This window comes from Saliterribacillus persicus (assembly GCF_003337485.1).
In the GTDB taxonomy this organism is placed as follows: domain Bacteria; phylum Bacillota; class Bacilli; order Bacillales; family Amphibacillaceae; genus Saliterribacillus; species Saliterribacillus persicus.
In genome coordinates, this window is record NZ_QPJJ01000003.1 from 225,106 (window position 1) to 250,078 (window position 24,973).

General features: G+C 35.0%; 20 protein-coding genes. 9 read left to right on the top strand and 11 right to left on the bottom strand.

All coding sequences use genetic code 11. The annotated features are described in order from the left end of the window. Positions 1-210 precede the first annotated feature (210 nt). Together gndA and uxaC are read right to left on the bottom strand one after the other, a co-directional pair. Positions 211-1,623, bottom strand: coding sequence for an NADP-dependent phosphogluconate dehydrogenase (gene gndA / locus DFR57_RS04725; protein WP_114352005.1), 1,413 nt, complete (start codon positions 1,621-1,623; stop codon positions 211-213). A 16-nt stretch (positions 1,624-1,639) separates the two neighbouring features. Then, positions 1,640-3,034, bottom strand: a complete 1,395-nt coding sequence (gene uxaC, locus DFR57_RS04730; RefSeq protein WP_114352006.1) for a glucuronate isomerase — start codon at positions 3,032-3,034, stop codon at positions 1,640-1,642. Between the two features lie 370 nt (positions 3,035-3,404). Between uxaC and DFR57_RS04735 the strand changes: the two genes are divergently transcribed. The 3 genes from DFR57_RS04735 to DFR57_RS04745 all read left to right on the top strand — a co-directional run bounded on the left by DFR57_RS04735 (position 3,405) and on the right by DFR57_RS04745 (position 8,630). Then, positions 3,405-5,432: a LuxR C-terminal-related transcriptional regulator gene (locus DFR57_RS04735; RefSeq protein WP_114352007.1), complete on the top strand. Its 2,028-nt coding sequence runs from the start codon at positions 3,405-3,407 to the stop codon at positions 5,430-5,432. Between the two features lie 145 nt (positions 5,433-5,577). Next, positions 5,578-6,513, top strand: coding sequence for a DUF6612 family protein (locus DFR57_RS04740; protein ID WP_114352008.1), 936 nt, complete (start codon positions 5,578-5,580; stop codon positions 6,511-6,513). Between the two features lie 341 nt (positions 6,514-6,854). Beyond that, on the top strand, positions 6,855-8,630 hold the full coding sequence (locus DFR57_RS04745; RefSeq protein ID WP_425450942.1) for an immunoglobulin-like domain-containing protein: 1,776 nt from the start codon (positions 6,855-6,857) through the stop codon (positions 8,628-8,630). A 269-nt stretch (positions 8,631-8,899) separates the two neighbouring features. On the opposite strand, the gene DFR57_RS04750 is transcribed toward DFR57_RS04745, so the two are convergent. From DFR57_RS04750 to DFR57_RS04765, 4 genes are all read right to left on the bottom strand, one after another. Next, on the bottom strand, positions 8,900-9,745 hold the full coding sequence (locus DFR57_RS04750; protein ID WP_245937389.1) for a carbohydrate ABC transporter permease: 846 nt from the start codon (positions 9,743-9,745) through the stop codon (positions 8,900-8,902). Between the two features lies 1 nt (position 9,746). Then, on the bottom strand, positions 9,747-10,700 hold the full coding sequence (locus DFR57_RS04755; RefSeq protein WP_245937390.1) for a carbohydrate ABC transporter permease: 954 nt from the start codon (positions 10,698-10,700) through the stop codon (positions 9,747-9,749). 61 nt (positions 10,701-10,761) lie between these two features. Next, entirely contained in the window at positions 10,762-12,123 is a 1,362-nt protein-coding gene (locus DFR57_RS04760) for an ABC transporter substrate-binding protein (protein ID WP_114352011.1), read from the bottom strand. 50 nt (positions 12,124-12,173) lie between these two features. Beyond that, a complete protein-coding gene (locus tag DFR57_RS04765) occupies positions 12,174-12,815 on the bottom strand; it encodes a YesL family protein (protein ID WP_245937397.1) in 642 nt (213 codons plus the stop codon). Between the two features lie 263 nt (positions 12,816-13,078). Here DFR57_RS04765 and DFR57_RS04770 point away from each other — a divergent pair, with 263 nt between their 5' ends. The 3 genes from DFR57_RS04770 to DFR57_RS04780 all read left to right on the top strand — a co-directional run bounded on the left by DFR57_RS04770 (position 13,079) and on the right by DFR57_RS04780 (position 16,342). Next, a complete protein-coding gene (locus DFR57_RS04770; RefSeq protein ID WP_114352013.1) occupies positions 13,079-13,825 on the top strand; it encodes a response regulator transcription factor in 747 nt (248 codons plus the stop codon). After that, on the top strand, positions 13,822-15,630 hold the full coding sequence (locus DFR57_RS04775; protein ID WP_114352014.1) for a sensor histidine kinase: 1,809 nt from the start codon (positions 13,822-13,824) through the stop codon (positions 15,628-15,630). The genes DFR57_RS04770 and DFR57_RS04775 overlap by 4 nt, the downstream gene beginning before the upstream one ends. A gap of 154 nt (positions 15,631-15,784) precedes the next feature. Beyond that, positions 15,785-16,342, top strand: coding sequence for a hypothetical protein (locus tag DFR57_RS04780; RefSeq protein WP_114352015.1), 558 nt, complete (start codon positions 15,785-15,787; stop codon positions 16,340-16,342). A gap of 244 nt (positions 16,343-16,586) precedes the next feature. Here the strand turns inward: DFR57_RS04780 and DFR57_RS04785 are convergent, their stop codons facing one another. Then, positions 16,587-18,248 (bottom strand): SulP family inorganic anion transporter, encoded by a 1,662-nt coding sequence (locus DFR57_RS04785; RefSeq protein WP_114352016.1) that lies wholly within the window; start codon positions 18,246-18,248, stop codon positions 16,587-16,589. Between the two features lie 202 nt (positions 18,249-18,450). Between DFR57_RS04785 and DFR57_RS04790 the strand changes: the two genes are divergently transcribed. Next, a complete protein-coding gene (locus tag DFR57_RS04790) occupies positions 18,451-19,503 on the top strand; it encodes a C45 family autoproteolytic acyltransferase/hydrolase (protein WP_114352017.1) in 1,053 nt (350 codons plus the stop codon). A gap of 5 nt (positions 19,504-19,508) precedes the next feature. Here DFR57_RS04790 and DFR57_RS04795 read toward each other — a convergent pair whose 3' ends face one another. Together DFR57_RS04795 and DFR57_RS04800 are read right to left on the bottom strand one after the other, a co-directional pair. Beyond that, complete coding sequence (locus DFR57_RS04795; protein ID WP_114352018.1) at positions 19,509-20,117, bottom strand: class I SAM-dependent methyltransferase; 609 nt, start codon at positions 20,115-20,117, stop codon at positions 19,509-19,511. Continuing rightward, positions 20,117-20,671: a hypothetical protein gene (locus DFR57_RS04800; RefSeq protein WP_114352019.1), complete on the bottom strand. Its 555-nt coding sequence runs from the start codon at positions 20,669-20,671 to the stop codon at positions 20,117-20,119. Before DFR57_RS04800 ends, DFR57_RS04795 begins: the two co-directional genes overlap by 1 nt. Before the next feature lie 146 nt (positions 20,672-20,817). Between DFR57_RS04800 and DFR57_RS04805 the strand changes: the two genes are divergently transcribed. Continuing rightward, positions 20,818-21,501, top strand: coding sequence for an ArsR/SmtB family transcription factor (locus DFR57_RS04805; protein WP_114352020.1), 684 nt, complete (start codon positions 20,818-20,820; stop codon positions 21,499-21,501). After that, the gene (locus tag DFR57_RS04810) at positions 21,491-22,762 is read left to right on the top strand and encodes an MFS transporter (RefSeq protein ID WP_114352021.1); all 1,272 of its coding nucleotides are present in this window, start codon (positions 21,491-21,493) and stop codon (positions 22,760-22,762) included. The genes DFR57_RS04805 and DFR57_RS04810 overlap by 11 nt, the downstream gene beginning before the upstream one ends. A 277-nt stretch (positions 22,763-23,039) precedes the next feature. Here DFR57_RS04810 and DFR57_RS04815 read toward each other — a convergent pair whose 3' ends face one another. Together DFR57_RS04815 and DFR57_RS04820 are read right to left on the bottom strand one after the other, a co-directional pair. Continuing rightward, the gene (locus DFR57_RS04815; protein WP_245937391.1) at positions 23,040-23,534 is read right to left on the bottom strand and encodes a GNAT family N-acetyltransferase; all 495 of its coding nucleotides are present in this window, start codon (positions 23,532-23,534) and stop codon (positions 23,040-23,042) included. A 219-nt stretch (positions 23,535-23,753) separates the two neighbouring features. Continuing rightward, positions 23,754-24,608 (bottom strand): DegV family protein, encoded by an 855-nt coding sequence (locus DFR57_RS04820; RefSeq protein ID WP_114352022.1) that lies wholly within the window; start codon positions 24,606-24,608, stop codon positions 23,754-23,756. Positions 24,609-24,973: the final 365 nt, after the last annotated feature.

Here is a 24,973-nt window from a genome sequence, read left to right on the forward strand (position 1 = left end):
CGATTTGTTCTCGACTTTCACGATTTGTTCTCGACTTTCATGATTTGCTTGCAACTTTCGTGATTTCCTTGCAACTTTCGTGCTTTCCTTGCAACTTCTCAGATTTCTTCGAGTGAAAGTCACGAAAATCTTGAACATTTAACAGCTAACCTCCTCCCTTCATGAAAAGAAGCGCTGTTTAAGTAATCACTTAAACAGCGCTTCTTCACATTATTTTTCCACCCAATTTGTATGGAAGGTACCTGTTTTATCTTTTCTTTCATAGGTATGCGCACCAAAATAATCACGTTGTGCCTGGATTAAATTAGCTGGTAAATTTTCTGCACGATAGCTATCATAATAAGCAATTGCGCTAGCAAAGGTTGGAACAGCAATCCCGTTTGCAATCGCCACTGATACAACTTCCCGCAAAGAACCTTGATATCCTTCCACTATCTCTTTAAAATAAGGATCAAGCATTAAGTTAGGTAACGTTGGCTTCTTGTCATACGCATCTTTTATCTTTTGTAAGAAATGAGCACGAATAATACAGCCTCCACGCCAAATCATGGCTATATCACCATACTGTAAATCCCACTCATTCTCCTCTGATGCCTGTCTCATTTGTGCAAAACCTTGTGCATACGAAGTGATTTTACTCATAAATAACGCCTTACGCACCGCTTCAATTAAAGCTTTTTTATCCCCATCAAAAGTAATTTTAGGTCCACTCAGCTCTTTACTAGCTGCCACGCGTTCATCCTTAAGTGCAGAAATAAATCTAGCAAAAACGGATTCAGTTATAAGCGGAAGCGGAACACCTAGATCTAGTGCATTTTTGCTCGTCCATTTACCTGTTCCTTTTTGACCAGCTTTATCTAAGATTACGTCAACTAAAGGCTTCCCAGTTTCTTCGTCTTTTTTGGTGAAAATATCTGCCGTAATTTCGATTAAATAACTATCTAATTCTCCCTTATTCCACTCAGTAAACACTTCATGCAATTCATCTGTGGATAGTCCTGCCACATGCTTTAAAATATAATAGGCTTCTGCTATTAATTGCATGTCTCCATATTCAATTCCGTTATGGACCATTTTCACAAAATGGCCAGCTCCATTTGGACCGATATAAGTGACACACGGAGCATCTTCGACTTTGGCAGAAATTGCTTCTAAAATCGGAGCTACTAGATCATACGCTTCTTTTTGTCCTCCTGGCATAATAGAAGGACCTTTTAATGCTCCTTCTTCCCCACCTGAAACACCAGTACCTATAAAGTGTATACCTGTTTCATCCAGTTCTTTATTTCTCCTTACTGTATCGGTATACAGTGTATTACCACCATCTATTAAGATATCTCCTTCTTCTAGATACGGTTTCAAAGATTCAATGGTCGCATCAGTTGCTGGTCCTGCTTTTACCATCAACAATATTTTCCGAGGCTTTTCTAGAGAAGAAACAAACGCTTCGATCGTTTTTGCTCCAGAAAAATTTTTTCCAGCTGCTTCATTAGCAAGAAAATCCTCAGTTTTTTCATAGGACCTATTAAAAACAGCGACTGAATAGCCTCTACTTTCAATATTCATTGCTAGGTTCTTACCCATGACAGCAAGGCCAATTACACCAATTTGTTGTTTACTCATTTTCATTCCTCCCGAATTAGATATTAAAATAACGTTTTGCGTTGTGGTAACAAATATCTGCAACATACTGCTTTAAAAGTGGCATATCCTTTGGAACTTTTCCTTCTTCTGCCCATGATCCAATTAAATTACATGCAATTCTTCTAAAATATTCATGTCTTGAAAAGGATAAGAAGCTTCTCGAATCCGTTAACATTCCAATGAAATGACGAATTAAACCAAAATTAGCTAGTGTTTTCATCTGATTTTCCATTCCATCAATATGGTCATTAAACCACCAAGCAGTTCCAAATTGAATTTTCCCTGGAACTTCTGCATTTTGAAAATTACCTGCTGTTGCTGCTAATATTTCATTGTCTCTAGCATTAAGTGTATATAAAATAGTTTTCGGTAAACTTCCAGTTTGGTCTAATGCATCAAGGAAATTGTTTAAAGGATCTGCAATTAGTCTGTCACCTGGTGAGTCAAAACCACTATCAGGACCAACTTGTTGAAACATTTCTGTATTGTTATTTCTTCTCGGTCCCATATGAAGCTGCATGACCCAGCCTTTTTCGGTGTACCATTCTCCTAATTGTAAAAGTGTATAGGTTTTAAACTTATTAATTTCAACTTCAGTTAAAGGTTGATCTTCTAGTTTTTTAATGAAAATAGATGCTACTTCATTTTTTGTTGTCACTTCGAAAAACATTACATTAATTCCATGATCTGCACTTTTACAACCTAATTCATTAAAATATTCTATTCTGTTTTCCATGGCCATTAGAAAAGCGTCATAATTTCTAATTTCTTGATTTACTACCCCACTTAATTTATCAACCCAGCCCTTGAAAGTATCTTTTTCAATTTGCAAGGCATTATCTGGTCTAAAGGAGGGAGAAACTTTTACTTGATAACCCTCTTCCTTAAGTTTTTTGTGATAAATTAAATCGTCTGTAGGATCATCTGTGGTTCCAACAAACTCCACCTTATCCTGTTCTAGGATGGCTCTAACTGATAATCGGTTTTGGAGTGTCTCTTTCGTTTGATCCCAGATTCTTGGTGCAGACTCGGCATTTAACAGCTCATCGATTTGGAAATACCTTAATAGTTCAGAGTGTGTCCAGTGATACAAAGGATTACCAAATGTATTGGGTACCGTTTTTGCCCAAGCTTCAAACTTTTTATAAGGGTCTTGATTGCCAGTTATATAATCTTCTGCAATACCATTTGCTCGCATTGCTCGCCATTTATAATGATCCCCACTAAGCCATATTTCATAAATATTCTGGTATTTTTTATCTGCATATATTTCCTCTGGTGGTAGATGGTTATGATAATCGATAATTGGTAAATCTTTTGCTGTCTCGTGATACAGTCTTTTCGCTGTTTCGTTATACAATAAAAAGTCCTCTGTCATAAAAGTCTTCATGTGAATTTTCCTCCCTAACATTAATAGTTTGTTTGGTAAACAAATTATATATCCTTGTAAGCGTTATTTCAAGTATGTATTTATTTACCTAAAGATGTTTTCTACTACTCTATTTATTAGTTTAATCAAGCCTGAGCTTTTTTACATTGCCTCTAGCTGTCCTTTTTTTCATTAAAATTTACTGTAAGTCTATTTTTATCACATCATTGAATGCTTAGTTACTATTTCTAATCCTTATATCTATATAGCCTCTCCTGCATAATTACCCATATTTTCGTTTTGTAATATTTTAGTTAAAACTGATCTTTATTAGTTGTATAAATATGTTAAAATATACTTTATATTCTTTTTTGTATAGGAGGTGCTATGATTGAAGGAGCAAATTAAAGGTGACGAAACAGTAAGTTTAACTTCTTATATCAATGAAACAGAGCAAAATTCATTTATCGGACGTGAAACAGAAATCAATGCATTCTTAGATTTTCTCCAAGATGACTCCCCTCATAGAATTTTTCATATCCATGGAACAGGAGGTATTGGTAAAACTTATCTATTAAATGAATTCTCACGATATGCAGCTAATCAAGACTTTCTCCTTTTGAAAATAGACGCTAATGACGACTTTTTCTATTCTCCTCAAACTTTTCTTGAGCACCTACAATTATTATTTGATGCTCATAATCTTTCAACTCATGAATTGAAACTAGGGACTTTTCAAAATCTTCTAAAAAGCATAGAAGAACATAAGATTATTATTGCCTTAGATTCCTACGAGAAAGTTAGCCGCCTTGATCGGTGGATTCGTGAAGTATTTATCCGCCATTTACCAACACACACACGGATTATTATTGCAGGCAAACACCAATTAAATGGAGAATGGAAGGCATCTCCGGGTTGGCGGCGTCTAATAAAGGAATATAAAATCACTGAATTTAACTTTGAAGAAACGAATACTTATCTTAACCAGATGAAGACAGATGTAGATAAACAGTCAAAATTAATCTGGGAATTCACACAGGGGCACCCTTTAACACTTTCTTTAATCACCTTATTCGAGGATAGGCATGAGACGAAAAATGTGTTTGACTCTATTACGAAGAATTCACCTGACATTCTTGAGGAATTAATCGACAGGTTGCTAGAAGAGGTCAATGATAATCGGGAATTGATAGATATACTTGAAGTAGCCGCTCTATTCCACACTTTCAATCATGAAAGCTTAGCAGTAATAATGGATAAAACAATAAGCTCCTCTCTTTTCAATGATCTTATTTCGTTGTCTTTCATCAAAAGTACAGCTACAGGTTGGTGTATGCATGAACTTGTTAAAGATTCGATCAAAATTGTCCTCCAAAAAAAACATCCAGACAAAACAAAAAGAATTCAGCATAAAATGATCGAATATTATTTTAATCGCACACTTTCAACTAAATCTATTTATGATATTGGGCAATTTTTTTATCATCTTGAGAATGAAGCCATACAAACTGCTTTTTTCTATCGCAATTCAGATGACAATTTATACTTGGAGGAATTAGACAATTATAACGTCGAAGATCTTCAACAGTTTTTGGATGAAAAACGAACTAATATATCACAAAATAAGGTTACATTCTTTAATCGCTCTTCAAAACAGGCTCTTTATCATTATGTATCTGAAGAGCATAATAAGATTGAAATGGAATTAATTACAATTGATTATCTTGAAAAAATGGGGCATCAATCTTTCAAATTATTGAAGAATAACAAAGGAGAAACACTGGGTATATCGATCATTGTTCCAATTAATGAAAGAACCCTCCCCCATCTAGCAAAAGAACCAGTATCTCGAGCTTACTTCAGACAACTAACGGAGGAAGAGTGGAATCAGTTCGCTGTGCCAGAGACCCAGCATGCGGGTTGGTTTATTCGGTGTCTTGATTTCAGTGATAAAGCGGATGCAGCCTCACGTTCTTTTATGTTAAATAATTTATTTCCATTACTTTTCACCAGCAGTAAAATTATTATTTCAACACCTCTTCCCTTTTACTTGGATTTAGTTCAAAGCTTTGGTTTTACAGAAGTCAAAGGTGCTACTCACTATGATTATGGCAGAGATTGTCCTTCACCTAGCTACTTATTAGATTTAACCGGACCTAAGATTTCAAACTACCTAAAGCAATTTATGAAACAACCTGCAGACAATAATAGAGTGGACAAATTCTCCAATCAATGTGGCCTAACGAATAAAGAAAGTGAAATAGTCAAATTAATACTAGACCACCAAAGTAATAAAGAAATCGCTAATCAATTATTTGTTGCAGAAGTAACAGTTAAAAAACATGTAACACGAATTTACAAGAAAACGCAGGTAAAAAATAGAAGCCAACTCATAAAACAAATTATGGAGATTACTTGATGTGCTTCATTATAGAACCTTAAAGAAAAAGTGTAATGTATCCTTTGGTATACATTACACTTTTTTATTTTTCTATTACGATTAACCAGTACCATTTCCTATTCTATCAGGGAAACAAAGAAAAAATAAAAGGAGAAGGATTTATATGAAAAAAATGATTTTTTACATGGGAGTTATCGGACTGATACTTCTGAGTGCGTGTGGAAATAACACTATAAACGAGAATACTAGTGAATCAAGTGAGATAACTACTGAACAACAAGGGACTGAGGATAAAGAAGAAAGTGAATCTGTCGATCCTTCCGAACAGGAGGAGGAAGAATCTGAAAAAAATAATACACAAGAAGAAATGGAAACTGACCAAGGAGTCGAACAAATATTACGTAAGTCTGCTGAAGCAATGGAGACACTTTCTGGTATGAAAGTCAATGGGACGATAAACCAAACTTCAGATATGGGTGGAACTACTGAGGAAACAACCACTACCTTGAATGGTGAGTATTCTGTTACAACTTCAACCCATCACTACCTAACCACGGTTGAATCGAATCTGGATCCAACAGAATCAATAGAAATGTATATATCAACGGAGGGTATGTATCTGCAACCTCCCGAGGAAGAATCATGGTTGATGATGTCTGCAAATCAGGGGCTTAGTAACATGAATCTCACTTTATCCTCACAACCCGACCATTTTTTAGAGTTTAAGGACCTCTTGGATTTGTCAGAAACAGCTGATCATTACGTATTTACAATAACTGGTTCTGGTGATTCCTTTAAACAATTTCTCTATGGCAATACAAAATCATTTATGACAGAAGAGGAATATCAAAATTTCCTGGCCCAATTTAAGAATGTGTCGGGGAAATATCAGTTCAATATCGCAAAAGATACTTATTACCTTACTTCTCTAAATTCAGAAATTGAAGAATCTGTAATTTTAGGCGGAATCCAAATGGATTCTACAAGTTCAACCAGCTATGAATATAGCTCATTTAATGAAATAGAACCAGTTTCAATACCTGATGAGATAAAAAATAATGCGGTATCTATTCAAGATCAAATTCAATCAGCACAGTAAAATTGTATACTAAAGGATAATTTTCTTATCACTAGACATCAAATAAACTAAATTCGGAGTAATTCTAATAAAAGAGGGGTATGAATATGAAGAAAATATCAATTATTATGATTGTATCCATTGTAGTGTTTTCCTTCCTAACACCTACATCGTATGTCAAAGCTGCAATCATTGAAGATGAAAGTTTAAAAGAAGCCATTAATGAGGAACTTGGAATGCCTGCTAATAACGAACCTACTTCAGCTCAATTACAAAATCTCACAGAATTAGATGCCTCGGATCGTAATATAAGTGACTTGAGCGGGCTGCAACACGCTATTTATTTAGAAGATTTAAGTTTAATGAGAAACTCATTAACAAGCATAAATGAAATAGGTAACTTAGGGAATTTAAAAATTTTAGATTTAAGGTTTAATAACATTGATGACTCACAACTTAACTCTTTAACAAACTCACCAAATTTATCACATTTATATTTATATGATAATCAAATATCGGATGTGTCTACAATTAGTCAAATAACTTCTTTAGAATATTTAGATATTGGCCGAAATGCAATAGTAGATATACACTCCCTAGACCAGCTCACTTCCTTACAAACACTAAATGTAGGTGGCAATCCCCAATTAAATACGAGTCAACTCGATTCGGTTAATCATGTTACTTTCTTAACAGTGATGAATACCAATCTGGACAGTCTAACACCACTCGCTAATTTTAATGACCTAGAAATTTTGTCCATCTCTGGTAATAATGTATCCGACTTATCACCGATTGCTAATATCACCACTCTTAATAGAATAGTAGCTAATTATAATCAAATTAGTGATCTATCTAACGTAAGTGGTTTGATTAGCCAACTGACTCAAGCAGATTTCGAAAACCAAAACATTACACTGGGAAGCGAGACTTTACCTTTAACTGCTACCTCATTAACAATTAATAACCCTGTAACCGATGAGACTGGTAATTTAATTGATCCAATAATACCTTCATCCGGTGTAAATTATCAAGAACCTAAGATAACCTTTACAAACCTTGAGGACACTGAATCTCAAAGATCGGTCTCATTTACACACAATCTCAATAATGGAACGTTTTCAGGTACGGTAACTCAACCTATTGACTGGGAAGAAAACCAAACTCCTACCATTTTAGCAAATAACCTTACGCTTCAAGTTGGTGATTCGTTTGATCCTTTAGCTGACCCAACTGCTTCGGACCCAGAAGATGGAGATCTAACGGATGCAATTGAAGTGGTGGAGAATCAAGTGGATACTTCCACTCCTGGTGATTATTCAGTCTCTTATAAAGTGGAAGATAGTGATGGAGCTGTTGTGAATAAAACCATTACAGTAACCGTTGAGGAACAGCCGCAGCCGAATCAAGAACCAGTAATTGATGCTAGTGACCTCACCATCTTAGTTGGTGATTCGTTTGATCCTTTAGCTGACCCAACTGCTTCGGACCCAGAAGACGGAGATCTAACGGATGCAATTGAAGTGGTAGAGAATCAAGTGGATGCATCCACTCCTGGTGATTATTTAGTCTCTTATAAAGTGGAAGATAGTGATGGAGCTGTTGTGAATAAAACCATTACAGTAACCGTTGAGGAACAGCCACAACCGAATCAAGAACCAGTAATTGATGCTAGTGATCTCGCCATCTTAGTTGGTGATTCGTTTGATCCTTTAGCTGACCCAACGGCTTCGGACCCAGAAGACGGAGATCTAACGGATGCAATTGAAGTAGTAGAGAATCAAGTGGATGCATCCACTCCTGGTGATTATTCANNNNTAGCTGACCCAACGGCTTCGGACCCAGAAGACGGAGATCTAACGGATGCAATTGAAGTGGTAGAGAATCAAGTGGATGCATCCACTCCTGGTGATTATTCAGTCTCTTATAAAGTGGAAGATAGTGATGGAGCTGTTGTGAATAAAACTATTATTGTTACAGTGCAGAAAGAACAAGTGAATGATGAAAATCTCTCATCAGAAAATGAACTCCCTAATACTTCTACTTTCTTATTTAACTGGTTAATTATCGGATTTGTTTTTATGGTTATTGGAGCAATATTTTACATTATACAATCTCGAAAACTAAAAAAAACTTGAATCTATTTAATTATTAAGAAATTGTTATTACAATAGAGGAACAAAACTAAGGTAAGAAAAATGAAAAACTGCACCTTTCCAAATAATTGGAAGGTGTGGTTTTTTATTGATTCAACTATTTTTTTAAGAAAAAAGGCTACCTTTGATAAAATTAAAATATCTACACGATAACCCATGGTAAAGCGGATTATATACTTTACTTACAATTAAGACCTGCTAAAACATGAATCATTCATGCATTAGCAGATCTTTTCTGTTTTTTTCTTCCTTTATCCTTTGACTCCACCTGCTGTGATTCCTTCCACCAAATACTTCTGGAAAAATAGGAATACGAGTAATTGCGGAATAATGGAAGCTACAGACATGGCGAACATTGGCCCCCAAGCAGATACTGATGACGGATCCGAAAACATTTGTAATCCAAGTGCAACGGTATAAAGACTGGTGTCATTTAAATATACTAAGGGCGTCATAAAGTCATCCCACGTCCAGTAAAATGAAAATATTGCAACTGTTGCCAGTGCTGGTGTTGTTAAAGGTAAAATAATACGATAAAAGATTCCAAACGTACTACAACCATCCATATAAGCAGCTTCATCTAATTCTCTAGGAATACCGCGTATAAATTGTACCATCAGAAAGATGAAAAAGGGTATCCCACCAATGAAGGCCGGTACAATAAGTGGTAAATAAGTATTAACCCATCCTAGGTTATGAAACAAAATATATTGAGGTATTAACGTAACCTGTTGCGGAAGCATTAAGGTAATAATCATACAAACGAATAATGGTGTTCTGAATCTGAATTTAATACGAGCAAAACCAAAGGCAACTAAGGTAGATGAAAATAACGTACCTACCACAACCATCGTGGTGACAAAGGTGGAATTTATGAAAAAAGTCGCAAAGCTTAAATTTCCGAATCCTTGCCAACCCTGTGCATAATTTCCCCACTTTATAATTGACGGAATAAGGGAAGCTGAATTTCGAAATATTTCATTTTCAGGTTTTAAGGAGCTTGCAATCGTCCATAATATCGGATAGATCATCAATAACCCTATCACCCAAATACTAAAATGATAAATGAATGTACGTCTCTTTTTGGACTTATTCACCTTAGTTACCTCCTTCCGATTCATAATATACCCAGGTTTTCGCTGTTCTGAAAATAAATGCGGTGAAGATACCACAGATTAATAGCAGAATCCATGCTAACGCTGAAGCGTACCCCATATCAAAGTGGGCGAATGCCTTTTCATATAAATAAACAGCATAGAATAACGTAGAATCTAACGGGCCACCTTCAGTTATCAGAAAACTTTGAGTAAATGCCATAAAGCCTTGAATCGTTTGCATTACCAAGTTAAAGAATATAACAGGTGAAAGCATCGGGATCGTAATTTTCAAAAATTGTAAAATTGGACTCGCTCCATCCACTGATGCTGCTTCATATAATTCCTTTGGTATTGCTTTTAGACCGGCTAAAAAGATTAACATCGGTGAACCAAATTGCCATACAACTAAAAGAATTAAAGTGGATAAAGCAAAGTCAGGGCTAGTCACCCAGCTCATTGTAGGTAATCCTAAAAATTCGAAAATATCATTTACTGCACCTTGTCGGCCAAAAAGTTGTTTCCAAACAACCGCAATTGCCACACTTCCACCTAATATAGAGGGAACATAAAACAATGTTCGATAAAGGCCTACTCCTTTTCTACTGGTGTTAAAAAGCATTGCGACAAATAAGGCAAATGCTAATTTTAACGGTACAGAACCAAATACAAATACGAGTGTTACGCGGATAGCTTTCCAAAAACGGTCATCATTGGTAAACATGTTCATATAATTGCTTAGACCAATCCAGTTTGGATCAGAGAGTAAATCATAATCCGTAAAAGAAAAGTAAAGGGACGCTAGCATAGGCCCTACTATAAATCCTAGAAACCCAATCAGCCAAGGTGAGATGAAGGCAAAACCGACTAAATCAATTCTTAGCTGACTTCTTAGCTTACCCTCTTTTGATCTCGATCGTTGTTTGTTAAGTTCTGCTGTCTCCATATTTGAACTCATAGAATACCTCCACTACTCTATAATCCAAGCCATCTAAAATAGATGGCTTGGAATAAATTTATCACTCGTTCTCTGCTAGAATGGCAGATGCTTTTTCTCTAAAATTAGCTGCAGCTTCCTCTGGAGTTACCTCACCATAATAGATTGCATCCTCTACTTCATTCTCAAACAACGATTCTACTTCCGTTGACCCTTGTGGATCTGGCGGATCAATTTCACGGCTATATTCTTGTGCTAATTCCACGTATTCAAACATTTTTTTACCAGCATCATCTACACTTTCTTTTAAATGCTCACGTACTTTTGTTGCGATTGGCACACCACGTTCTGCGTTTAAAATATCATTTGCTTCAATATCATTTGTCATAAAGCTAATGAATTTCGCTGCTTCTTCTTGCTGTTCGGAGTGCTGTGTAACAGAGAAAAACTGAGATGGTTTAATGTAATGCCCTAATTCTCCACCCTCAAGCATTGGTTGCAACATGAGCTCGATTGGTCTACCAGCAGCTTGCTGCATTGCAATAATCTGGTTACTATGAAGATCCATCACGATAGCTGTTTCTTCATTTACAATCGGGAATTGTTCCACGTTTGCTCCCGCTGTTTTAAATACATCCGGTGGCGCTGCAGATCCTTCATCAATCATATCAACTGTTATTTGTAAGAAATCTGCAAGCAATTGATCATCTTCATAACCAAGAGCAGTACCAGCGTCATTGTATAACCATGTATCATTTTCTCGTAAGTAATGCTTGAATCCCATTAGTCCGGCACTTGGTTGGGTACCATAAACTCCATCACCTAAGTTGTCTGAGACTTCTTTAGAAAAAGACTTCAGATCTTCCCACGTATAGCCAGGTTCAGGAGCATCTACTCCTGCTTCTTCAAACATAGCAGGGTCATAGGCAATAGCATGTGCATTTGCACCCATGTTTACTGCGTATAAATTACCATCAAGGCGTCCACCACTTACGTAAGTGTCTTCCACATCACTTAGGTCAAGAGCACCAGAATCAACGTGATCATTAAGATTTGCCAATAAATCTTTTCCTGCATATTCTGCTAAATATTTATAATCCATTTGTACAATATCAGGTAAATTTCCACCTGCAGCTTGGGTGGCCATTTTTTCCCAATATCCATCCCAGCCAGTAAATTCTGCATTAATAGTTACATTTGGATTTTTTTCCATGTACAATTCAATTGCTTCAAGCGTTCTATCATGTCGATCTTGAGAACCCCACCAAAGCATTCGAAGCTCTACTTCTTCACCATCACTACTAGCTGATTCTTCTGACGAATCCCCATTTGTGTTACCATCATCTCCAGATACTTCTTCTTCATCTGCTCCACACGCAACCATGATTCCAATAAAAAATGCAATAAATAGAATGAAGCCTAGTTTCTTAAATAAATCCTTCATACGTGTATTCCTCCTAATATTATTTTCGATAAACTAAAATGATAGCGTTATCAATTTTGCTTATCGCTTGATAATTGTAATCGTTTCTTTAATAAGAAGATTTGGTCAAACGTACGATTAGATAGATAAATCAATATCAGACTAGTTATACTGATCCCTACCGTAAGTAAAAACAATGGATAGTATAAAGAAAAAACTAGAATAGAAATTGCGCTTATAATTAATGCAATCGTTCTAAGCGGATTTAGTAATGCAATACTAAAACAATACTTAACATGTTGTTTCATGCTTAAATCATATTTAATGGAGACTGGAAAGCTATAAACAATTAAGACCAAATACCAAAAAGTAAAGAAATACATAAGCCCAGTTAATAGCTCAAAGTGTAGTCCATCCTGAAAAGCGAAAAAACGAATATCAAAATAGAGTATTAATCCGATAGTAGCTAAAACAAATATCATTTTGTTCATTTTCTTGAAATACTTTTTATAATATTCTGCATAGGTCGTAAAAATGGACGTTGGACTTTTACCTTCTAACCATTCATCCTGTATTTTAAATAATGCTCCAGTAGCTGGACCGATTCCAAATATTCCAAGCCCTAAAATTGTAAAGAAAAACCATAATAAATTTAAATAAACCATTTTTAAAAATGCAGTTGAAATATTATGGACAAAATTGGTGAGCACCACTAAATTCAATCCTCCATTCCCTCCTTTTTAAAAAATGACGACAATGCGTGAAATGCTTTAAAATTAAATTGTTTTTTCTCTCCATTTCTTATAGAATACACTTAACTCACTTGTCGTACTTTTAAGTATAAATATTTTCAAACGAATTAATAGGACTTATTCTTAGGAAATTACCTCAAAATTTAAGCGCTTACATTTAAATGTATCATTTTTTTCGATTATGGACTCCTTTCTTTCGAAAAAGCAAATATGGGGGAATTAAAATGTATAAAATATTATTGGTAGATGATGAAGAAGAAATAAGATTAGGATTAAAAAATTATTTTCCTTGGAATCAGCTTGGCTTTGAAGTCACGCATGACTGTGAAAATGGAGAGGAAGCACTTTTATTTATTAAAAAAAATAATATTGATATTATTCTGACTGACATTCGCATGCCTATAATGACGGGTGTAGAACTTGCAAGAGAAGTTTCCAATCAAAATAAATCCATAAAGATCATTTTTTTAAGTGGGTACAGAGACTTTGAATATGCAAAAGAAGCACTGAAATACGGAGTTATTGATTATATTGTTAAACCAGGTAAATTCGAGGAAATCCAGGCGCTTTTTTCCAAGTTAAAAATAGACCTCGATAAAAAAACAGAATCAAATAATAGTACAACTACAAAATATTATAGTGACAATATTATTCAAGCAATCACTACTTATATCAAAGAGCATTACGCAACCGTCACTCTAGATGACATCGCTGAGCTTGTGCAAATGAGCCCAACCTACTTAAGTTCTTATTTCAAAGAGAAAACTGGTGAAAATTTTTCGAATTATGTAACAGAAATCAGGATGAAGCAGGCTGCTAAACTCTTGTGTGACTTTCGTTATAAAACCTATGATGTTAGTAGTTTGGTAGGGTATACAAACCCAAAAAACTTCACCAGAATGTTTAAGAAATATCATGGTATGAGTCCACGCGAATACCGAAGTCAAAAAGGGATGACAGAGAACACATGAATACGAAACTTTTAATGAAAAATATTATTCTATTTGTCTTTCCACTTTTAATACCGGTATTTATTCTTGGTTCCTTTGCCATTGTCATTTCAGATAAATATATCAAAGAAAACATTACGATGAATAACCAGAATGTTTTGCAGCAATTAGAGCAGCAAGTGTCCGTTATTTTCAACGAAATGTACCTTCTTAATTTAGATTATAACTGGAATCCTGATATTATTTTATCGATGAAAAATCTCTTAAATGCGGACGGTTATAATTTTGAAGAAAACACCAACTCAAAAATCCGTGAAGGAGATGTAAAATCAAAAGAAGTAGCTACTCCTTATATTGAATCGATTTATGTTTATTTTTCTAACGATCAAAATCAAGTATTAACCTCACGTGAAGGGGTTACGAATATCGATAGCTTTTATGACAAGGATTTTATGAATAGCTATGATAGTACATCTACATCAAGAGATATATGGACGGAAAATAGAAAAGTTCAACAGTTTCCTTTTCAGGATGCCAGAGAAGTAATTACGCTTTATAAAAATATTTTTTGGACCAATGCGAAATACTCAGAGGGGTTAATTGCTTTAAATATCGAAAAAGATTACTTTGAAAATATCGTAAATGAATTAAATAACTATGATCGTCAAAGAATCGTTGTTTTAGATGATAATCATAATATCGTATTTGGTAACGCTTATAGTAATAGTCTTGATAATAACTTTATAGACACCTTTACCCCAAAATCAGATCAGGTATTTGAGTTTTCTTACGACGGAACCGCTTATGTTGCCAATCAATTAATCTCGGCTGACAATGGTTGGAGGTTTCTCTCCATTGTTGAAAAAGATGTCTTATACATGCTACCAAATCAGTTAAAAAAACTGACATTTTTGTTTATTATTTTTTCATTAATAGCAGGTACAGCAGTTATTTATTATTTGTCCCGCAAAAACACAAAGCATGTTAGTAATATTCTTTCTATCATTGATCAATCAAAGGAAAAAAGAGAAGAAGCACCAAAAAATATGTCATTCAGGAATGATGAATATCAATATATTGTGCAAAATATTGTACAAAACTATATAAACCATAACAGGCTTGAAAAAGAATTAAACGAAAAAAAATACCAGCTTCAATCGGCAGAACTTCTAGCGCTTCAAAGCCAGATTAATCCACATTTTTTATCCAATACGTTAGCGATTATATATTGGCGTACGTTAGCATTAACAGGTAGGCCAAATAATGCTACAAAAATGCTGGAAATCTTATCAGATATCTTAAATTTTTCTTTAAAAATTGATGATACAACCGTCCCCCTTATAGAAGAAGTCGAGCACACCAAAAGATATGTAGAAATCATGAAAATAAGATCAAAAGAAGACATCAATATAATCTGGGACTATAATGAACGATTAAAGCACTTACCCGTTCTAAAGTTTTGTCTGCAGCCTTTAATAGAAAATACGATGCAGCACGGTGTAAATAGTAAGCAGCAAGCAGATGTGTGTATTAAATTTAAAGTGAAAGAAGTAAACGGTAAGCTAGTTATATCGGTTACAGATAACGGTTTAGGCATGAAAAAGGACAGGTTAATTCAGGTATGGAATCATATATTAAAGCAAAGCCAACCAACAAGTCACATTGGTTTAGCAAATATTTATAAGCGTCTCTCGTTAATTTATGAAAATCAATTCACTTTTCAAATTTTAAGCAAAGCTAATTATGGTACGATGATAAAAATTAGTCACCCCATTGATAAAAATATAGAAGATAGTGGTGCTGAAGTTTTACCCTCGGAATCGTAACCTTTTAATGGATTTTATTCTTACCTAGACTTAAAATGAAAAGGATTGAATCGAATGAATTCAGGCTTTTTCATGAAATGGTAAACGTAAAATGTGATATTACTATCACATTTTACGGAGCACCAGTTTAATAATAGAGATTGGGGTTATTTAAATGGAAACATATGAAAAAATGAATAAAAAATATCGATACAATCAAGATGAATTAACATTTTCCAAGGAACAAGTAATTGAAAAATTAAAAAACAAATTTCAAGCCAAAGAATTTTCTAAAGAAAAGTTACTAGATTTAGTAAATGATGATCAGCTTGAATATTCTAAGATTTTTTCATGTTTATGTATTAATGATTCTGCTGTTTTATTAAAGCTTTTTTCGGATAAAGAAAGAAAACTTCATAAAGAAGAAATTATGGATAACAGAGAAAACCCTCTCAATCCCAAAAAGGTAAAAAAGAAAGAGTGGGAATATAATCATATATTACTAGATGAACAGGAAGGAAGACGTTTAGATATTATATTAGAAAGTCAAGATGATAAATATATTTCAGGATTCATTGTTAGAGGAAATAGTGAAAAATTAAATCGGTATTTGAATGCCCTGGTTGAAGGTGCTCTAATACAGCTAAAAGTGACGCCATATCCAGCAGATATAGGGGACGAATACTTTCAATTTTATTTAGAAAATATAGAGATGTTCGGGTTTTTAAAATAACAAGATGCTAAGAGATGTTATTGCAAGCCTACTAGCAGACATTCACTGATTTAAAAAATAAAAAAATGGTCCTTATGTAATTAGTAAGTAAAACAAACCAAGTGGCAATCTTCTTAGGATTTTATATGTACGCGTAAAAATTCAGGAAAAAGTAGTACTGAAGTTTTAGCAGCATTTTAACAACGTTTTAATAAAATTTATATAGAAAAGACCTGAATCGCATGGATTCAGGTCCTTTCTTTTATTAGCTTATATCATCTATTGCCTCTTGAATCGAATGATACTCATATTGTCCCTTATACTTTGAATCCCAATCTGCTTTTTTGAGTAAATCTCTAACTGGACCTTTCACTCCAGAAAATAAGAAGGTTATCTCTCCAGCCTGGCAATTCTCTATCATTTCCTCTAATGCGTGAATCGATACTGCATCAATAGAGTTAACTGCCGAAAAATCTAAAATAATATATTTTGTAGTCGGTTTATCTGCAACAAGGCCACACAATTTATCTTCTAGAAAGCTCATATTCGCGAAATATAAAGATTCATCCAGACGATAAATGATAAGATCCTCTCTTGTTTTAGCAGATGGATACCTTGAGATATTTCGATATACGCCAATTTTTTCAACATAACCGAGCTCTGCCATATGCGGATAGGCACTTTTCCAGATAAATACTAATAATGAGAACACAACACCTATTAAAATACCTTGCTCAATGCCTATTACAAGCGTTGCAATAAAAGTAATAATCCAAGTAATAGCGTCTAATTTTCTGATTTTAAACAAATATTTTAATTCTTTAATATCAATTAGACTATAGACTGCTACCATAATAATTGCTGCTAAAACTGCTTTTGGTAAAAAGTAAAATAGATCGGTTAAAAACAGCAATGTTATTAAAATCAATATCGCTGTTATAACAGAAGCTAATGGCGTTCTAGCACCTGATTGATAGTTAACTGCAGACCGAGAGAAACCACCAGTTACAGGATACGCGGAGAAAAACGCGCCACCAACATTGGCAAGTCCAAGACCGACTAACTCTTTATTCGAGTCGACTTTATATTTTTCCTTAGCAGCAATTGCTTTAGCCATAGCAATAGACTCCATGAAACCTACAAATGAAATCGTTAATGCGATAGGAAGTAAAGCTACCATCGCATCTATGCTAATCGAAGGCATAGATAGTACAGGTAAACCACCTGGCACCTCTCCTACAATATTTACATTTCTAGTGTGAAGATTTAACATTGCTACGGTTACAATACTTAGGACAACAACCACTAATGGCCCTGGTACCTTTGGAATATATTTTTTAAAAATAACCAATAAAACAATACTAATAACACCAATAGCTAAGGTAATTGGATTAATCTCGCCGACACGCATAACCGACTCTCCTAGAATTTTAAAAACATCTTTCCCCGCTTCAAGCTTTACACCGATCAAATCCTTTAATTGGCTTAAACCGATAATAATTGCTGCTGCAGATGTAAACCCACTAATAACGGCGTGCGACAAAAAATTCACCAGAAACCCTAACCGCAGTATTCCCATCAGAAATTGAATAACCCCTACCATTAACATCAATAATAATGCTAATGAGATAAATTCTTGGGATCCAGGTTCTGCTAATGTCGATACACCGGTAAGAACTAGTAAGGAAACCATCGCAACAGGTCCTACTGCAAGCTGTCTTGATGTACCAAATAAAGCATAGATGAGCAACGGGATTGTTGATGCATATAAACCTACTACTGGTGGTAATCCAGCTAACATAGCATATGCCATCCCTTGTGGAATTAGCATAATTGCAACAATTAGACCTGCTTGTAAATCACTAGAAAGATCATCTTTTTTATAATTGGAAAGCCAATCTATGGCAGGAATCCATTTTCTAAACATTATATATTTCCTTTCTGTGAGTGTAGTTTTTATTTTATACCTATACCCCTACACCTATAATACAAGAAATTAATTTAGATTGCAATTTCCTTTTACTCTTTCCTCTAGCCTCCAAAAATAAACAGCAATAAAAGCATATTCTTTTATTAATTTAGAGATAAGCTATACAATCGTTCTATTACATGGAAAAAGGATGAAAACGATGCGCGATGTCTATGCAGATGTGATTCAATTTCGAGGGAATCATTATGACTTTGGATATAAACAAGGACTTAAAATTAAAGATGGAGCGATTTTGACTAATCGCTTAAAACTTTGGGCTTCACGGCGTAAGCACCATCTACTTATAGAAAAAAACCAAGTGGAAACACAAATAAAAAGGTATGCACCTTTTGTTTGGGAAGAGTTAGTTGGATTAAGTGACGCCCTGGAGTGGACAATTGATGAAGCGCTAGTGGAATTCGGTGGGTATTATTTGGAGTATGGCAGAAGCGGATGTTCCATTTTAACAGGCGATACTTTCTTAGTCAGAAACTATGACAATGCACCTCAAACCTATGAAGGGCGTTATTGTTTGTTTCAGCCAACCGATGGTGGGTATGCAACCATTGGACCAACGATGCAAATAACCGGACGATCAGATGGTTTAAATGAAAAAGGCTTAACCATGGGTTACAATTTCGTAAATCGAATTGGATCTGATACTGGATTTATTTGCAATATGATTGGTCGAATGATTCTCGAAATGTGCTCAAATGTTGAGGAAGCGATCGATTTATTAAAAGAAATTCCTCATAGACATTCCTTTAGTTATATCTTGGCAGACGGAAGCGGAAACAAAGCGATAGTGGAAGCTTCTTCACGCAAGGTCATGGTGAATCGAACGAATTTCCCTATCTGTACAAATCATTTCTTTTCATTGACCGAGGAAAATCGCTACCGGATGGAGGAATCGAATATTCGGTTAGATGCTATGAAGAATAAAGCAACACCCGGCTTATCAAAAGAAGACGCTTTTAAGCTACTAAATGATCCGTCACAGGGAGTCTTCTCTGAAAAATATGGAGCATGGGCCGGAACACTTCATACTGCATGGTATGAGCCTAGTTCTCTCGAGACTGGTTTTGCTCTTGGACCCAATCGAATTCCTATTATTTTTCCATTTAAGGACTGGCTTTCAGGCAGTAAATTTCCAATTCGGAAAATTAAAGGCGCTATACCTACTTCTGATGGTTTTGTTAATGAGTTATTATGACAATTCTATTCCGCCGGCTTTTCTGCCCATAGCTGGATAAGATGGGAGGTTCCGTTATGACCGGCTCCCTCTTGTCTATTTTTTTCACCATAAAAGAAATGCTTTACTTTAAAATCCTTAAAAGCTGTTAAAAATTCATCAGGCGTACAAAGCATGTCCTCTTTCTTTGGTCCCCCTGTTTGATAGGAAAGCTGATCCTTGGAATACATTTCTATCAGGACTGAACCTTTTGGTTTTGTAGTTTGTTTTATTTGCTGATACAACTCTTCTCTAACTTTCAAGTTACCAATATGGCCAAATATATTAAAAACGATATCAAAAGCTTCTTTTGGCCATTCTGTTGATTTTGTTAAGTCAACCTCTTCTTTAGTGATCTCGACACCCGCTTCTTCTGCTAGTTGACTCATTTTTTCTAGGCCAACCTTGGAATAGTCCCATGCAGTTACGTTATGGCCAAGCTTAGCTGCAAAAACCGCATTGCGACCCTCGCCTTCTGCTAAAGCTAATACGTTACCAGCATCAAGCTTAGGAAGCATCTCCTCTATAAAAGCATTTGGCCTTTTTCCATATAGGTATTCCTTATTTGAAAATTTTTCATCCCAATGATTTGTCATCACATATCCTCCTTCCAAACCTTCTGATATTTCTTTTTATACTTTTCTCTTTCCTCTAAGCCAATGAGATCCAAGGCTTCTTTTTTAACCTTTGTGTCTTCTGTTTCCATATATAAATGATGCATACTACTGATAATATCAAAGCGAATTAAGGTATCATTTTTCTCATCAATACATGCTTGAAAACGATTAGATAAATTAGTAACAACAAGCTTACGTTGCGTCTTTCCAGCTAAGCCAATTCTCCAGATTGATTGAAGGCTATGTCGTAAAGTTACAAACTTTGAATCATATGTAACCTGCCATATTTTATTAAAGTCATCAAAAATTCTTTCCTCATAATCACTTTTTGCTAAATGGGCTAAAAATTGAGCTGCTCTTGATCGTTTATGTGCATCCTTGTGATCAAGATCGACAACAAGTTCATCCCAGACTTCATATACCCAATCAACTTCTAGTTGCATAAAGTCTAATAGTTTTAAATATGCTTCATATTGTACTTGCTTATCTTCATGTTCCAATTGTGCGAACGATAGTTGAACCTCTTCATCCATATTGTTCATCTCCCTTCATGATTATTATACATGCCTCAACTCTTATCACGAAAAATTTGTTCGGTCTCCCATCATTGACGGGTGATAAAAAATTGATTACAATTTATCTATTCAACAAATCCATTGAATAGATGAGGTGATGAACCATGCAGGATTTAAAAACATGGAGTAATGAAATCAGCCAAGTGTATGGCCTACTTGGAAAAGCGCTGGCCAACCCAAAAAGAGTCCTAATTTTGGAAATTTTGACACAAGGGGAAAGTACAGTAGATTCACTTTCTCGTACCACGAATATTTCTGTTGCTAGTGTGTCACAGCATCTACAGGTTTTGGCACAAGCCCAATTAGTAGATAAACGTCGTGAAAAAAATTACTTCTACTATTCAATTGCTGATAAAGATACGACTGAATTATTCTTCACGTTACAGAGAATTGCTAATAAACGTGTAAAAGAAATTAAAGAGATTGAAAAATCTTTCCTAGCGAACGATTCCCAAATTGAAGCTATATCAGCTTCCGAGCTCGATCAAAGACTAAAGGAAGAACCAACGATTTTGCTGGATGTCAGACCGACAAACGAATATGAAGAAGAGCATATTCCAGGAGCAATATCGATTCCGCTAGCACAACTCGAGGAAAAACTAACTTTATTACCAAAGACAGCTTCCGTTGTTGCATATTGCCGTGGTAATTACTGTTTAATGTCACAAGAAGCAGTTGATTTTTTGAAAAAGAAAGGGTATCAAGCAACCACTTTCGCTGGCAATGTATTCACCTGGAAAACGTATTGGAATACGAATGAAAAAGAAGGTAATCAAGATGAAAACTAAGGAAAACACTTTAATTGAACAATATAAGCATGATGAACAAAAACAGGAAAAACTCTACAAAAAAACACTATTTATTGTTGTACTTTCCCAAATATTTGGAGGCGCTGGACTCGCAGCAGGAATTACAGTTGGTGCCTTACTCGCAAAGGATATGCTAGGAACAGACAGTTATGCGGGACTACCTGTTGGACTTTTTACATTAGGTTCAGCAGGCGCTGCACTTATTGTAGGTCGCTTATCACAAAGATATGGAAGAAGGTTTGGATTATCTTTCGGTTTTATTAGTGGTGGACTCGGCGCTTTAGGTATCGTTTTAGCAGCAGTATTAAATAATATTTGGCTCTTATTTATCTTTTTACTTATTTATGGTGCTGGAACCGCTACTAACTTGCAAGCAAGATATGCTGGAACAGATCTTGCTAAAGATACACAACGCGCTACAGCTGTCAGTATAGCAATGGTTTCTACTACTTTTGGTGCGGTTGCTGGACCAAATTTAGTCGATGTGATGGGCGACTTTGCTGTTAGTATTGGTGTTCCAGCATTATCAGGTCCATTTATTCTTGCTGGTGTTGCTTATATTTTTGCTGGACTTATCTTATTTGGTTTTTTACGACCAGATCCATTATTACTTTCTCAAGCCATTGTTCGAAAAGACGAAGAGAGCAATGTAAAAGGAGATACGCATCAATCTAAAACAGTAAGGACATTAAAACATGGAGTGGCTCTAGGTACCATTATTATGGTAACGAGCCAGCTTGTAATGGTCGCGATAATGACCATGACCCCTGTACATATGGGGGATCATGGTCATAGTCTAGGTGCAATCGGTATGGTAATAGGAGTTCACATTGGAGCAATGTACCTTCCTTCCCTTGTGACGGGGATTTTGGTCGATAAAATCGGTCGGGTAATAATGGCTGTGGCCTCAGGAGTCACCTTGCTTTTTGCAGGAATCTTACCCGCCGTTGCACCTTCTGATTCCTTGCCAGTATTAATTATGTCTTTAGCTTTACTTGGACTCGGATGGAACTTTGGTGTAATTAGTGGCACTGCATTAATCGTTGATGCTACCACACCAGTCACTCGTGCGAAAACGCAAGGTAAAGCAGATGTGTTCATCGCTTTATCCGGCGCTTCAGGTGGTGCCATCTCAGGTATGGTTGTTGCAGGAGCAAGTTTTATCAGTTTATCAGTGATTGGTGGTATCTTAGCCCTACTTCTCGTTCCATTAGTATTTTGGGTGAAATGGAAAAATTGATTTTTGAAAACTGGTTCATCCATCAGAGAGTTTTATTGCTGGTGAATGCTAGAAGATTAGCATACAAAGATTACTTATCGTAAGAAAATTATATAATAACCTAACCCTTGGCATATTTTCGACTTATCTTTAATCCTTCTAAACATTTGATTTTAGAACATAAAAAACTTGAATAAGTTATGTATTCAAGTTTTTTATGTTTATTCAAATTGTCTTGTTCAACCACAACCGTTTGGGTTATATAGTTTTTATTTAACTCTTCATGTAGTTATAAATATTAAATTATTAAAATCATTGTATGAGAGCTTCCATCAAAATCATAACCCTTAAAGCCTAATTTTTTATAAACATGAATTGCATTACTATTTTCTTCGTCTACACTTAATGATATAGATTTAAAACCATCATTTTTTGCGTGCTCAATAATCTTCCTCATTAACAAAAATCCTAAACCTCTGCCTCTTAGCACTTTCTTAACTGCTAAGCCCAATTCAGGTGTGTTTGAATCCACGTACCCGTAGCCTTTGTTCTCACTATCAAATAATCTATACCATGCAGCTCCCACTTTTTCCCCTTCCAAATTATACGCAATCAGGGCTTTATCACCTTTTCTTCCCCAATCAACATAATACTTTTTAATATTAGGCAAGCTTAATAATTCTTCTTTGGATGGTTTGTTTTGAGGAATATGAAGAGATTCATATAACATATCCTTTAAAAAATTAAGGTCATCCCTTTCCATTTCTTTTATATAAAATATTTTTACCACCATCCACAAAGTTTATTTATTTTATTTTTTCCTCATCACTACTCTTATTATTGAAAAAAACAGTTAACTCAAAAAAATATTTTTAGATCTATTCTTATCCTTGTTTTCGAATGAAATGAATATCCACTAGATAATATTCAATGCTTACCTTCTAAACAGCCATATCATATTAAATAGTCCAGGAATTTAAGACTGCCTATTCGTTTGATAAAAAAGCATTTCTTACTCTTTTTCTATCCCGGCGACTCCTAATCCTCCAGGCCCAGCATGAGAAGAAATCATTGCCCCAGCTTGTAACCAAGTGATATTTTCAAAACCATTTTCTTTTGCTATTTCTGTTATATTCTTTTTGATTTTTTCATCGATACCGATCGAATAAATAAAAAATAGTTGCTCTTTATCAAGATTATATTGATTGAAATACTCTTGAATTAGTTTTTCAATAACCACACTCATTTTTCCTCGATATTTTTTAGTAGAAACAAGCTTACCATCTTTTAATTCAATACAAGGCTTTATTTTTAATAGTGCCCCACCAAGATAAGCCATATTACTAACTCTTCCACCCGCTTTTAAAAATTCCAAACTACCTGGAACAAATGCTAGTCTGGATTTCGGGACGATATTTTGTATTTTTTCCACTAATTTCTCAGGTTCGATTGCTGGTTCTTTTTCCAATAAGTTCACTGCATACAACACAATAGCTGCTAATCCACCGGTTACATTTAAGGCGTCGATCAGATATATATCATCCATTTCTTCCGTCGCGATTACGCAATTTTGAAATGAAGAAGATGCTTTAGATGTATATCCAATATGCACAATAACAGACCCCGGATTTTTCGCTTTAATATCATTAAAAAACTGTTCATATTCATGGATATTCGTCGCTGTCGTTGAAGGTATCTTTTTCGTTCGGTTATAAAAGTCAAAAATGTCCTCTACTGGTAAGGAACCATCTAAATAATCTTTGCCATCCATAATAACGTGCATCGGAACCACTTTAACAGTTTCGCTTTCGACAACATCTTTAGGTAAATCTGCTCCGCTTTCTGTAGTCAAAATAATATTTGTCATTTTGCAGTATCCTTTCTACGTGTATAATTTTAATTTCTGCTCTTACTCTTACTATACATGATTATCGGTTAGCTATCAGAAGTATATAGATTAACAGGTAAGAATGAAACCAAATGTACTGGTTTTAATTCTACTATATTTCATAATTGTTGCTTTTCGCAGAGTTGATAGGACAACTCGTATTTGAGTTTAATTTAGATCCAGCAATCTTTACCAGAAATAATCGTCAATAGTTGCTAAATAATAAAGTATTAATTTGCTTTAAATTACATAATAACCCATATGAATGAATTTATTCTTTCAATATTCTTTGTTACCATAAACTTATTCCCTGCTGGTGTTGTTTTTTCGAAAGGTGATGGTTT

Coding starts and splice junctions, on each gene's coding strand:
- DFR57_RS04760 (WP_114352011.1), bottom strand. CDS start 12,123: ATGAAGGATTTATTTAAGAAACTAGGCTTCATTCTATTTATTGCATTT.
- DFR57_RS04790 (WP_114352017.1), top strand. CDS start 18,451: ATGCGCGATGTCTATGCAGATGTGATTCAATTTCGAGGGAATCATTAT.
- DFR57_RS04775 (WP_114352014.1), top strand. CDS start 13,822: ATGAATACGAAACTTTTAATGAAAAATATTATTCTATTTGTCTTTCCA.
- DFR57_RS04780 (WP_114352015.1), top strand. CDS start 15,785: ATGGAAACATATGAAAAAATGAATAAAAAATATCGATACAATCAAGAT.
- DFR57_RS04755 (WP_245937390.1), bottom strand. CDS start 10,700: ATGAGTTCAAATATGGAGACAGCAGAACTTAACAAACAACGATCGAGA.
- DFR57_RS04785 (WP_114352016.1), bottom strand. CDS start 18,248: ATGTTTAGAAAATGGATTCCTGCCATAGATTGGCTTTCCAATTATAAA.
- DFR57_RS04800 (WP_114352019.1), bottom strand. CDS start 20,671: ATGGATGAAGAGGTTCAACTATCGTTCGCACAATTGGAACATGAAGAT.
- DFR57_RS04740 (WP_114352008.1), top strand. CDS start 5,578: ATGAAAAAAATGATTTTTTACATGGGAGTTATCGGACTGATACTTCTG.
- gndA (WP_114352005.1), bottom strand. CDS start 1,623: ATGAGTAAACAACAAATTGGTGTAATTGGCCTTGCTGTCATGGGTAAG.
- DFR57_RS04805 (WP_114352020.1), top strand. CDS start 20,818: ATGCAGGATTTAAAAACATGGAGTAATGAAATCAGCCAAGTGTATGGC.
- DFR57_RS04770 (WP_114352013.1), top strand. CDS start 13,079: ATGTATAAAATATTATTGGTAGATGATGAAGAAGAAATAAGATTAGGA.
- DFR57_RS04810 (WP_114352021.1), top strand. CDS start 21,491: ATGAAAACTAAGGAAAACACTTTAATTGAACAATATAAGCATGATGAA.
- uxaC (WP_114352006.1), bottom strand. CDS start 3,034: ATGAAGACTTTTATGACAGAGGACTTTTTATTGTATAACGAAACAGCG.
- DFR57_RS04815 (WP_245937391.1), bottom strand. CDS start 23,534: ATGGTGGTAAAAATATTTTATATAAAAGAAATGGAAAGGGATGACCTT.
- DFR57_RS04820 (WP_114352022.1), bottom strand. CDS start 24,608: ATGACAAATATTATTTTGACTACAGAAAGCGGAGCAGATTTACCTAAA.
- DFR57_RS04795 (WP_114352018.1), bottom strand. CDS start 20,117: ATGACAAATCATTGGGATGAAAAATTTTCAAATAAGGAATACCTATAT.